Here is a 12,365-nt window from a genome sequence, read left to right as displayed (position 1 = left end):
CTGAGGAATTCAAATAAGTGTGATGAAAATCTCACTTATTGTTCTTAAATGTAGTATGCAACAGTTTTTTAAATGTGTTAAATTGATAATTAATATTTTAAAAAACGGTAAAACCAATTAATAGAAAAATTATAGAGTTAGAAAAAATATTAATCTTTAACTTGAAAAGGGATTTAAGCTAAATGAAACATTAGATAGTTGCAGAAAATATTTATCTTTTATCTTTCAGAAAAGTTATTAAAATTATGGTTCTGATTTTTTAATAAAATTTTATAAATTTTGTTTAAAGAAAAATATAGTGTATTTAAAAATATTCATATTTTTACTCACAGTTCTATGTATTCTGTAGAGCTCTTAGACTTTAAAACTAGAGTGATAAATTTTTAAACTATTGAAAAAAATAGAGTAAAAGGTAAAATAGCCCCTCTTGGGGAACAGGTTATTACTAACTTTCCATTAAAAAAACATCAGTAAAGTTTAAGTATTCTAAAGAAGCCATCTCTGCCCGAAACTTTTATGATCTTAAGTTTTTATAAAATATATTTTTGAATACTAGAATTTGTAATGGGATATGTTTGATGAAGAACCAGCTACGTTCAGAATATATTACCCGGCGTTTATTCTGGTCCATGTTGGTTATTATTTTTTCACTTCTTTTTATTTGTATTCCTCTGACTATAGACAGTTATCGTACTTACAAGAAAACAGACCTGGCTCTAACAGAAATTTCTGCACTACGTAATATGGCCGAGCTGACAAATATGATTTCACGAGAACGTGGCCCATCAAATAAAGTCATGTCGAGTACCACAGAAGAGTTTGCACAGAATCTCAGGGAACTAATTGAGTTTCGAAAATCAGTAGATAAACATATTGCTGAAACAGTAGATATTTTAAACAAGGCCGGCTTGTCGGCAGATGCTGAAAATGTATCTAAGAATGTGGTGCATTCGCTAGAGCAGGGTAGACAGGCTATAGATGGCTATATTGCTATTCCTCGCTCTAAAAGAACCTCTATACAGCTTGATCGGTCGATTCAGAAAATGTTTGCTGCTTGGGATAGCGCTCATCAGGTCTTAAAAAATGTCATTTCACATTCAGTGGGGAAAAATACCGTTATCTCTGATTATTATACCCTGATTTTAATTTTGACTGACCTGCGTGATCAGGCTGGACGTTTGGCCTCCAATATTATTGCAGCGGTCACTTTTCAGGAGAAAATTCCAGAGGAAAATCTTGCACGCTCTTTGCAGACCCAGTATCAGGCTTATTACTTATGGGATCTGATTAATTCTATTCAACAGGATAAATATAGAACACCCCAATATTTAAGACTACATGGTGAAGTTAAAACAGAGTTTCTGGAAAAAGCGATTCCAATGGTAAAAACGCTGATCAATGAAAGTATAAAAAATCAGCCGTACTCTATGACAGGAACCCAGTTAACTGAACAAATCGTTGATAAATTTTTGACAGTGGTTAATTTACAGGATTTTCTGCTGGATCATAGCGTTAAAACAGCTGAAGAGGTACGCAGTAAGGCATGGAAAAAATTTATTCTGACTCTTTCTGTTTCTGTTATTTCTGTGTTTACCGCCATTTTTACTATGGTTTATGCACGCTATAAAGTATTTACCCCCTTAATCCGGGCACGCAATCTGATTTTAAAGCTTGCCGGTCATCAAGATGCTCGTATCCAGTCCTCAGATATTCTTTATCCACTTTCGCTATTTGAAGCCATACAAAAACTACAGGCACAGCTGGCCGAGCGTGATGTACTTGAATTACAACTGCGTAATATCGCCAATACCGATATTTTAACTGGAGTATCGAATCGCCTAGCATTGGATGAGCATATACAGTATCTGGAAAAGCATGTTAAACAATTAAGCCAGACTTGTCTGATTCTGGTAGATATTGATTATTTTAAACAGGTGAATGATCAGTACGGCCACATTATTGGTGATCAAATTATTCAGCTTGTTGCCAGTCAGCTTAAAAAAAGTGTACGTTCTTCGGATCTGATTATTCGTTATGGCGGAGACGAATTTATCATATTCTTGGAATATGTCGAGTTCGGTGCAGCTTTGAAAGTGGCAGAAAAAATTCGTGCTGAAGTCCAGCAGGCCCATCTTAAGCTTGAAAATGGTAATTCAATTTCTGTTTCAGTGAGTATAGGCGTCGCGACAGGCGCAGAAAACTGGTTAGAACTGCTGGAAAAGGCGGATCAGGCGTTATTCCGGGCAAAGGCAGCGGGACGAAATAGTGTTGCGTAGTAAGAGATTTAAATTCTCGAATGTCTAGAATACGCTAACTTGGAATTTTTATTTAAACTATTAAAAATTTTAACTTTTTATATTTTGATGAATATTTTTATAAATAAAGCGGCTATTAAAGCTATTGATAGAAACAACAGGGTATTGCTAAAAAAAGTATTTATAAGTATCTGTCTGCATAAAACGTCTCAGTAAAAAATTATAAAGTTTAAAAATAAAAAAACGGTGAATATATCACCGTTTTCAATAGGGCTTTAACAGCTGAGGAGTTTATTTCAATAAAGGTTTCAAGAAACGGCCTGTATGTGAAATAGCTACTTCAGCAACCTCCTCTGGTGTGCCGGTAGCAATAATCTGGCCACCACCAGAACCTCCTTCCGGTCCAAGATCGACCACCCAGTCTGCAGTCTTAATAACATCCAGATTGTGCTCAATCACTACAATGGTATTACCCTTGTTGCGTAGCTCATGCAGGATATCTAATAACTTGGCAATATCATGGAAATGCAGGCCTGTGGTAGGTTCGTCCAGTACATACAGAGTCTTCCCGGTATCACGTTTAGCTAATTCACGGGCCAGTTTTACCCGTTGAGCTTCACCTCCCGACAGGGTGGTTGCCGACTGGCCCAGACGGATATAACCGAGACCTACCTGAGTCAGTGTTTCCAGACGGCGATGAATTACCGGAATAGCCTCGAAGAATGCAGCTGCATCTTCTACCGTCATTTCCAGTACATCGGAAATATTTTTACCTTTATAGCCAACTTCCAGAGTCTCACGATTATATCGCTTGCCATGACAGGCATCACAGGGTACATACATATCCGGCAGGAAGTGCATTGCTACCTTAATCATGCCGTCACCTTCACAGGCCTCACAGCGGCCACCTTTTACATTAAAGGAGAACCGGCCAGCACTATAGCCGCGTGCTTTGGCTTCTTGTGTTTGGGCAAACAGTTCCCGGATAGGTGTAAATACGCCTGTGTAGGTTGCCGGGTTGGAGCGTGGGGTACGTCCAATCGGACTCTGGTCAATATCTACAACTTTATCTAGAAATTGCAGACCATCTATACTGTCAAATTTCTCTGGTGTTAAGGTTGTTGCTCCATTGAGCTGAGTAGCTGCCAGAGGTAACAAGGTCCGGTTAATCAGGGTGGATTTTCCAGAACCAGACACGCCGGTAACACAGGTCATTACACCTAGGGGAATGGTAAGGTCAACATTTTTCAGGTTATGTCCTGACGCCCCTAACAGCTTAATCTGTTCTTCCGGTTTTGGCGGCTGAACACGCTGCTGTGGTACCACGATTCTTAACTCACCAGAAAGATATTTGCCAGTCAGTGAATCTTTGTGCTGGCAAAGTTCATCGGCTGTACCCTCAGCAATTACATAACCACCATGCACTCCTGCACCTGGGCCAATATCAATGATATGGTCAGCAGCACGAATAGCATCTTCATCATGTTCAACCACCAGTACAGTATTGCCCAGATCACGCAGACGAATCAGGGTTTGCAGTAGGCGGTCGTTATCACGCTGGTGCAAGCCAATCGAAGGCTCATCCAGTACATACATTACACCCATCAGACCGGCACCAATTTGTGAAGCCAGACGAATACGCTGTGCTTCACCACCAGACAAGGTTTCTGCTGAACGCGCAAGACTCAGATAATTCAGCCCGACACTGACCAGAAAGTGAAGACGCTCACGAATCTCTTTGAAGATTTTGTCACCAATTTCACCTTTGGCGCCTTCCAGATGCAGATGCTCATAATAATGTGCGGCATCACCGATCGACATGCGGGTAATCTGGCTGATGGTATGGTCCAGAATTTTTACATTACGTGAAATCTCATTCAGCCGAGAACCGTCGCAAACATCACAAGCAGCATTCGACAAGTATTGTGACAGGTCATCTCGTACATAATTACTTTCAGTCTCACGGTAGCGCCGTTCTAGATGTGGCAATACACCCTCAAAAGGCATAACCCGGTTATGACGGCGGCCACGTTCGTCCACATAGCTGAGATCAATTTTCTCACGCCCTGTACCATATAAAAACTTCTTCTGAATATCTTTACCCAAGTCTTTCCACGGGGTTTCCAGAGAATAATCATAATGGGCAGCTACTTTTTGTAGCATTGAATAATAATAAGGGCGCTGACGGTCCCAGCCACGGATTGCACCTTGGCTAATACTCAGCTCCGGGTTATGGATCAGTTTATCGGCACTGAAGTGGCTACGGGTACCCAGACCATCACAAGCTGGACAGGCACCAAACGGATTATTAAATGAAAATAACCGTGGTTCCAGATCACCTACCGCACGGTCACAGTCCGGACATGAATGTTTGGCCGAAAATACCCGGTCTGGATGTTCATCTTTCATCCAGGATAAAACTGCCAGATCTCCGCCGAGCCGTAGTGCAGTTTCAAAAGATTCAGCGATACGATTACCCAGGTCATCACGTACTTTGAAACGGTCCACAATTACTTCAATAGTATGTTTCTTTTTCTTGTCCAGTTCGGGTGGCGTATCAATTTCAATAATTTCGCCATCTACACGTGCACGGACAAAACCCTGACTTTGCAACTGTTCAAAGAGGGTAGAGTATTCACCTTTACGTTCACGTACTACCGGTGCCAGCAGCATCAAGGCCGTCCCTTCAGGCAGGGCTTTTACAGCATCTACCATTTCTGACACAGTCTGCGCCACCATTGGCAAGTCATGTTCCGGGCAGTACGGTGTACCTACACGTGCGTAAAGCAGTCGCAAATAGTCATAAATTTCTGTAATAGTTCCCACTGTAGAACGTGGATTATGACTGGTTGACTTCTGTTCAATTGCGATTGCAGGAGACAGGCCTTCAATTGCATCAACTTCCGGTTTTTCCATCTGGGATAAAAACTGACGCGCATAGGCCGACAATGACTCGACATAACGGCGCTGACCTTCGGCATACAGGGTATCAAAAGCAAGAGAAGATTTACCTGAGCCTGAAAGTCCCGTAATTACCACGAACTTGTCCCGTGGAATATCGAGTGACACATTTTTGAGGTTATGGGTACGTGCGCCTCGAATACGGATATGACTTTGACTCATGAATCGTCCTAAGTAAGCGTTTAAAACTCTATATATGGTAGCGCTTTAAAAATGTTCAAGCGTAGTTTTTATGATTTTAAAGCGTCAGTTTATGTCACATTGTTTTACTATTCACTTAAACCTTCAGGCCAGTCCCGCTGCCGGTAGGCACTGTCCCAAAAAATCCACTCCAGCTCAGCACCACGTTTATAAACTTGCTGCATTTTATTTAATGTCTCGTGATCACACTGCTGAGCCACCTGGTCCAATGTCATGATCACTTCCCTTACCGCATGATGAAACTCTTCACCCGCATAGGTATCAATCCAGGCCTGATAGGGATTGTCGGGCGCTGAATGCTCAACAATATATCTGCCGACTTCAGCATATATCCAGAAACAGGGTAACAGGGCAGCCAGAACCACCGGATAGCTTTCTGACCAGGCAGTTGCACTCAGGAATGATGTGTAATGATGGCAGGCTTGAGTCAATGGTGTAGCTGCAAATTGGGCTGGGCTAATACCGAATTTCTGCATGAAATCCTTATGCAGGCTACGTTCAAATACAATTGCTACCCGTGCAGCTTCAGAAAACTGAATCACTTCCTCGGCATTTGCAGCTTTGGCTGCACAAACTGCCAAGGCACGGCCGTAGGCAAGCAGATAATGTGCATCCTGAATAATATAATGAGTGAAGATTTTTTTGCATAAGGTTCCCTGCATCAGTTCCTGGTTGAAAGGCATCTTGAGGATTCGTTCATATAAACCCAGATTATCCCGCCACAGTAATTGTGAAAAATGCAATTTTATACTCCTGAAGGTAAGCGTTAAAAAATACTTAAAATATCCCAACACTATAGGATGTTATCTATAAGACCATGAGCTCTTGAATATAACTTAAACTTCTTAATACATCAGGTTGCTCACTGATCAAAAAGTTTTTACCGGCTTCAAAAAAAACAGGTCATAATTACTGGAACAAGATGCCGTAGATCTCTCCGGTTCAAACAGGTTTTAAAACATTCATTGCGAATAGGTTTATCCATGAAGCATTTCCGATTTTCCATTTTTTTTACGGTGGTGTGTCTTGCACTGTCAGCTTATTGGGGCTATACCCATGGGCCTCAAGCAGGCATAGAAACCATGTTCAAGGCTCTGACCATCACAGCCATCCTGGCAGTAATGGAGGTATCCCTGTCATTTGACAATGCCGTAGTCAATGCCTCAGTACTGCGTAACTGGGACCACTTCTGGAAAATGATCTTCCTGACAGTTGGTATCTTAATTGCGGTTTTCGGTATGCGTCTGATTTTCCCTGTGGTGATTGTTGCAGTCACTGCTGATATGGGATTAATGGAAGTGGTAAGACTGGCACTTAATGATCCAACGACCTATTCGCAGCGGTTGATGGACCATCATGCTGAAATTGCCGCTTTTGGTGGAGCTTTCTTGCTTCTGGTTTTTCTCAATTTCTTCCTGGATGAAGGTAAAGATACTCACTGGTTTCGCTGGCTGGAGCGACGCTTAACCAGTTTGGCCAGCGTACCGGCCATGTCTGTATTTATTGCCCTGATTGCTTTGCTGGTAGTGGCTGCCAATGTAGACGAGACAAAACGTCTGGTCGTAACTATGGCCGGTATCTGGGGAATTGTAATTTATATCGGGGTACAGGTACTTAGTCATCTGCTAGGTGGCGAACCGGAAATTGATGAAGAAGGCAACGCTGTTACACATGACAGCAATGGCGCAGCAACCGGTGTAGTAAAAGCAGGTTTCGGCGGTTTCCTGTATCTTGAAGTGCTGGATGCATCTTTTAGTTTTGACGGTGTAATTGGAGCTTTCGCAATTACCAGTGATGTAGTTATTATTATGCTAGGCTTGGCAATTGGTGCAATCTTCGTCCGTTCCATGACTATTTATCTGGTCGAAAAAGGCACACTGGATGCTTACATCTATCTTGAACATGGTGCGCATTATGCAATTGGCGCACTGGCCATCATCATGCTGGCAAGTGGCACAGGCGTACATATTCCTGAAGTGGTAACCGGCCTGATCGGGGTGGCATTTATTGTCTGGGCAGTACTGGCTTCAATCCAGTATCGTAAACGGACAGAACGTCTTGGTTAGAATATATTTTTAAACTCAGAATAAGTTGAAGGGTATAGTCATATACCCTTTTTTATTGTCATTAATATCGTTATTTCGAATAACAGAGCTACGCGCTTTGAGCCGCTTTATCTTATAATTCATCTTATTTTCTAATAAGCCTGTTGCTATGATGAATGCCTTAGAACGCCGTTCAACTTTTGCCTTAAGCAGTATCTTTGCTTTACGCATGTTGGGCCTGTTCATGATTATTCCTGTATTCTCTGTAGCAGGGCAGTCATATCAGTATGCGACACCAGCATTGTTGGGTCTGGCTGTGGGTATTTATGGTCTGAGCCAAGCGATTCTTCAAATTCCATTCAGCTTGCTGGCAGATCGATTTAGCCGTAAACCTCTTATAGTGTTTGGCTTGTTGCTGTTTGCTTTGGGCGGTGCAATTGCTGCCATGTCAGAGACTATCTATGGTGTGATTATTGGCCGTGCTATTGCTGGAGGTGGTGCAGTTTCAGCAGTGGTGATGGCTTTACTGGCCGATGTAACCCGTGAAGAGCAGCGTACTAAAGCAATGGCTGTGATGGGCATGAGTATCGGCCTGTCGTTCGTAGTAGCTTTTAGTCTGGGTCCTTGGCTTACAGGAATTGTCGGTATTTCCGGCCTGTTCTGGGTAACCACAGTCATGGGCCTTCTGGCGATTCTGATGTTATTCATGGTGCCTAAGGTCACTCGTCATCATAAGAATTTTTCCCAAGGCTATTTGCAACAGCTTAAGCAGGTCCTGAAAATGGGTGACCTGAACCGTCTGCATTTTTCAGTATTCAGTCTGCATTTGCTGCTTACCGCAATGTTTGTATATATACCTTCACAGCTGATTGAGTTTGCCCATATTCCGCTTGCCAGTCATGGCATGGTCTATTTACCGCTTTTGGTAGTTAGCCTGTTTTTTGCTTTTCCCAGTATTATCCTGGCGGAAAAATATCGCAAAATGCGTGGAATCTTTTTGACGGCAATTACTGGAGTTATTTTAGGCCTGCTGATCATGATTTTTGGCTTTGAGTCTAAATATATTCTGCTGACCGGCCTCGGGTTTTTCTTTATTGCTTTTAATGTGATGGAAGCATTATTGCCGTCCTGGCTGTCCAAATCTGCACCTTTGCAGTCTAAGGCTACCGCCATGGGTGTCAATGCCAGTGGCCAGTTTCTGGGTGCCTTTTTCGGAGGAACACTGGGCGGTTTCCTGCTGACTTTGCATAATACTTCTCTAGGCTGGAGTATCCTGACAGCAATTGCCATAATCTGGTTATTCATCAGTTTTGGTCTGGCTCAGCCACGCTATTTAACTTCACTGGTTTTAAGCTTGCCAGAAATGCAGGAAACAGATGAATGGACTTCTAAGTTATTGGCGATTCGTGGTATTGAAGAGGTCGTGGTGATGCCTGAACAGCAACTGGCCTATATTAAAGTCGATAAACAGCAGGTGGATGCAGCTGCTCGACATAATTTGACGCAGTTGTTGGGTAAAGAGGTAGCCATTTAAGCATAACTCTTATAAAGTAAAACATAGAAATGAATAGGAAGAGAACAGCTGATGCGTGGTGTAAATAAGGTTATTTTAGTAGGGACTTTAGGGCGCGATCCAGAGACAAAAACTTTCCCAAATGGCGGCTCTTTAACACAGTTTTCTATCGCAACGAGTGAATCGTGGACAGATAAAAGCACAGGTGAACGTAAAGAACAGACAGAATGGCACCGTATTGTGCTACACAACCGTCTAGGTGAAATTGCCCAGCAATATTTACGTAAAGGTTCAAAAGTTTATATTGAAGGTTCATTGCGTACCCGTCAATGGACCGACCAGAACGGTCAGGAACGTTATACTACCGAGATTCGTGGTGAACAGATGCAGATGCTAGACTCAGGCCGACAGCAGGGCGATCAGGCAGGTGCAGGTTTTGGTGGTGATCAAGGCTATGGTCAACCACGTTTCAATAATAATCAGGGTAGCCAGGGCGGTTATGGTAATGGCAACCAGCAGGGTGGCGGTTTTAATAATAACAACAACCAAGGTGGCGGTTATGGCAATAATAACCCGGGCGGTTTCGCACCTAAAGCTCCTCAGTCAGCTCCAGCCTCTCAAGTTCCGGCTGACCTGGATGATGATCTGCCATTCTAACAGGTGTCAATAAAACAAAAAGCAGACCTGTGGGTCTGCTTTTTTACATTCATTTTTTAAATAAAAAAGAACGACTCAAAAAAAGAGCTGAGTCGTTGTTGAGCAAGTTCTATCAAAAGTAAAAATACTGCAAATCTATTTTTAATTAGCCATTAACGATTGAACCGCCGTTTACATGAATAACCTGGCCTGAAATATAGCTGGCATCATCGGAAGCCAGAAATAGATAGGCAGGCGCCACTTCGCTTGGTTGGCCCATGCGTTCCATTGGCGTTTCCTTACCAAAATCTTTAACCTGTTCTTCATCAAAGCTGCTTGGAATAAGCGGGGTCCAGATTGGTCCGGGCGCAACACCATTTACACGAATTCCTGTTTTATTTTTAAGGAGATTGGTCGATAAACTACGTGTAAAAGAGGTAATGGCACCCTTAGTGCTGGAGTAATCAATCAGCTGGTCATGTCCGTGATAACTGGTGATGCTGGTCGTATTAATAATACTGTCCCCTTCTTTTAAATAAGGCAGTACTGCTTGGGTCAGATAGAACATTGAAAAAATATTGGTTTCAAAAGTCTTGAATAATTGCTGCTGAGGAATATCAGTCAGATATTTCTGTGGGTACTGTACCCCGGCATTATTCACCAGAATATTAATTTTCTGGAATTCATTTAGAGTTTTTTCAACTAACTGATCAACGTCTTCTTTTTTCTGGATATCACATTTTACCAGAAGGCAACGCCGGCCTTCCTGTTCAACCATTGCTTTGGTATCTTCAGCATCCTGACTTTCTTCTAGATAAGCAATCACAATATCTGCACCTTCACGTGCAAATAACACCGCAACTGAGCGACCGATTCCACTGTCACCACCAGTAATCAATGCAACTTTATCTTTTAATTTATCACTACCTTTATGGGAAGCCTTGATAATTTCAGGCTCGGGATTCATTTTGGTCTGTTTACCCGGTTGATGGGTTTGAATCTGTGCAGGTGGTGTAGCTGGGTACTGATTCATAAGATCTCCGGATGATTGTTATAAAAAATAAATAAAAAGGATTCAGAGAAATTCTGAATCCTTGACTTAAAATACTTACATACGGTCCCAGGCATCTTTAATAGCATGTTTAGCCTGTTCCCACTTTAAACGTGATTCACGTTTAGTTTCTTCCCATTTCTGCTGCAAGCTGCCTTCCATCTCATCAAAGTGACGGCCTTCATTTTCTCGGCGGCTGGTATAACCCAAGTTATAAGCACCTGAATAATCACGATCATATTCCAAGTCAGGATAGTGTGTTAATGCATCTTTATAATATGGAGTCTTATTATAATTTTCCTTCCAATATTCCTGAGATTGACGATGTGTATCGTCTTTATAAGTGCTGGTCGTATCCGTTAGGTTTTCATTTACGTCAACCATTGTACATCTCCTGCTTTATAGTAAAAATCTATAGCTAAAATATAAAAGTTATTTACTAAAAAAGATGTTGGGAAAATATATTAAAACATAGAGGGATTGCTGCTTTATGTTTTTTAATTTTACATTGAAATATTATTTAATAAATTAAATATAAAAAATCGGATATTATATAAATATCCGATATTAAATTTTTTATTTTTAAGAAAGAAGTAATATATTTAAATCTATCTATATTAACAAATAGCCAAAGATGAAAATAATCTTAATTTTCTAAGATTAATAATCTTCATTTTGACCTTCCTGACGAGAGCGATATTGATCATCAGTTTCATGCTGCATTGCATTATTACTATTTTGCTGATGCTGCTGACCCTGTTCATACTGAGTGGTGCGTTGCTGCTGTTGCTGTTCAGGGCTAACTTGCTGTGGCTGGCCGCCATGACTTTGCTGATTATGCTGACTGGTAGCACCCATGCCTGTACCTGTCAGCCCTTGGCCTTCCTGACCACGATTAGTTCCTTGCTGGTTATTATCAACACCACCTTGCTGATTCAAACTTTGGCCTTGTTGGCTCATGCCCTGCTGGCCCATATTTTGACCTTGCTGGCTCTGAGATGAACCTTGCTGGCTTTGTTGATTATACTGATTCTGTTGACCCTGCGGGTTATAATTCTGCTGATCTGGCTGTCCTAAACCTTGGCCTTTCTGGTCTGACTGCTGGGTATGTTGCTGGCTTTGCTGCTGTTGTTGCTCAACACTCTGTTGGCCTTCCTGCCCGACACCAAGTTGTTGGTTCTGGTGGTGAATACCCTGATCCTGTTTGCTCTGGGTATTATTTTCCTGTTGTTTCTGTTCGCCAGTCTGTCCTTGCTGGTTTTGCAAATGTTGTTGATTTTCCTGATTTTGATTGTTCATATTATTCATGTCTCACCTCTTGTGTTTAAAATAATCTATACATCACATGAAAATAATTAGAACATAGAATTAGGGGCGAATTCAAACATGAGGTGCGACAGTTTCAAAAGCCATATGATAATCAACAAGCTGAGCAAATTTCTCTAATGGTGTAAGCCAATCTAACGCCTTTCTAGGACGAGTATTCAGTGACATGGCAACTTGATTTAAATAATGCTGATCTGCCTGATTTAAATCAATCCCTTTAGGTAAATATTGCCTAATTAAACCATTCATATTTTCGCATGTGCCTTTTTGCCAAGGTGAATGTGGGTCACAGAAATATACATCTATGCCTAAATCTTCTTCGAGTATTTTATGTTCTGACATCTCGCGTCCACGGTCATAGGTCAACGTTTTACGCA

At 41.6% G+C, this 12,365-nt stretch carries 10 protein-coding genes; 4 read left to right on the top strand and 6 right to left on the bottom strand.

The annotated features are described in order from the left end of the window. Nucleotides 1-578 precede the first annotated feature (578 nt). On the top strand, nt 579-2,276 hold the full coding sequence (locus tag N518_RS0104110) for a GGDEF domain-containing protein (protein WP_026444008.1): 1,698 nt from the start codon (nt 579-581) through the stop codon (nt 2,274-2,276). A gap of 270 nt (nt 2,277-2,546) precedes the next feature. Here N518_RS0104110 and uvrA read toward each other — a convergent pair whose 3' ends face one another. Both uvrA and tenA read right to left on the bottom strand, forming a co-directional pair. Further along, a complete protein-coding gene (uvrA, locus tag N518_RS0104105; RefSeq protein WP_005024115.1) occupies nt 2,547-5,378 on the bottom strand; it encodes an excinuclease ABC subunit UvrA in 2,832 nt (943 codons plus the stop codon). A 107-nt stretch (nt 5,379-5,485) separates the two neighbouring features. After that, nucleotides 5,486-6,160, bottom strand: coding sequence for a thiaminase II (tenA, locus tag N518_RS0104100; protein ID WP_005017903.1), 675 nt, complete (start codon nt 6,158-6,160; stop codon nt 5,486-5,488). Nucleotides 6,161-6,400: 240 nt separating this feature from the next. On the opposite strand from tenA, the gene N518_RS0104095 reads away from it, so the two are divergent. The 3 genes from N518_RS0104095 (at nt 6,401) to ssb (ending at nt 9,632) form a co-directional block, all read left to right on the top strand. Further along, nucleotides 6,401-7,483 (top strand): DUF475 domain-containing protein, encoded by a 1,083-nt coding sequence (locus tag N518_RS0104095; protein ID WP_005024117.1) that lies wholly within the window; start codon nt 6,401-6,403, stop codon nt 7,481-7,483. A gap of 148 nt (nt 7,484-7,631) precedes the next feature. After that, nucleotides 7,632-8,996: an MFS transporter gene (locus N518_RS0104085; protein WP_005024118.1), complete on the top strand. Its 1,365-nt coding sequence runs from the start codon at nt 7,632-7,634 to the stop codon at nt 8,994-8,996. A 51-nt stretch (nt 8,997-9,047) separates the two neighbouring features. Beyond that, entirely contained in the window at nt 9,048-9,632 is a 585-nt protein-coding gene (gene ssb, locus N518_RS0104080; protein WP_005024120.1) for a single-stranded DNA-binding protein, read from the top strand. A gap of 145 nt (nt 9,633-9,777) precedes the next feature. Here ssb and N518_RS0104075 read toward each other — a convergent pair whose 3' ends face one another. From N518_RS0104075 to N518_RS16685, 4 genes are all read right to left on the bottom strand, one after another. Continuing rightward, the gene (locus N518_RS0104075; RefSeq protein WP_005024122.1) at nt 9,778-10,644 is read right to left on the bottom strand and encodes an SDR family oxidoreductase; all 867 of its coding nucleotides are present in this window, start codon (nt 10,642-10,644) and stop codon (nt 9,778-9,780) included. Nucleotides 10,645-10,719: 75 nt separating this feature from the next. After that, a complete protein-coding gene (locus N518_RS0104070) occupies nt 10,720-11,046 on the bottom strand; it encodes a hypothetical protein (protein ID WP_005024124.1) in 327 nt (108 codons plus the stop codon). A gap of 276 nt (nt 11,047-11,322) precedes the next feature. Further along, entirely contained in the window at nt 11,323-11,970 is a 648-nt protein-coding gene (locus N518_RS0104065) for a hypothetical protein (RefSeq protein ID WP_005024126.1), read from the bottom strand. A 72-nt stretch (nt 11,971-12,042) separates the two neighbouring features. After that, nucleotides 12,043-12,365: IS30 family transposase (locus N518_RS16685; RefSeq protein WP_000306469.1), on the bottom strand; the 323-nt coding region annotated here is incomplete at its 5' end.

The sequence above is a fragment of the Acinetobacter sp. UNC436CL71CviS28 genome (genome assembly GCF_000620525.1).
Taxonomy (GTDB): Bacteria; Pseudomonadota; Gammaproteobacteria; order Pseudomonadales; family Moraxellaceae; genus Acinetobacter; species Acinetobacter radioresistens.
This window is presented reverse-complemented; position numbering and strand designations above follow the sequence as displayed.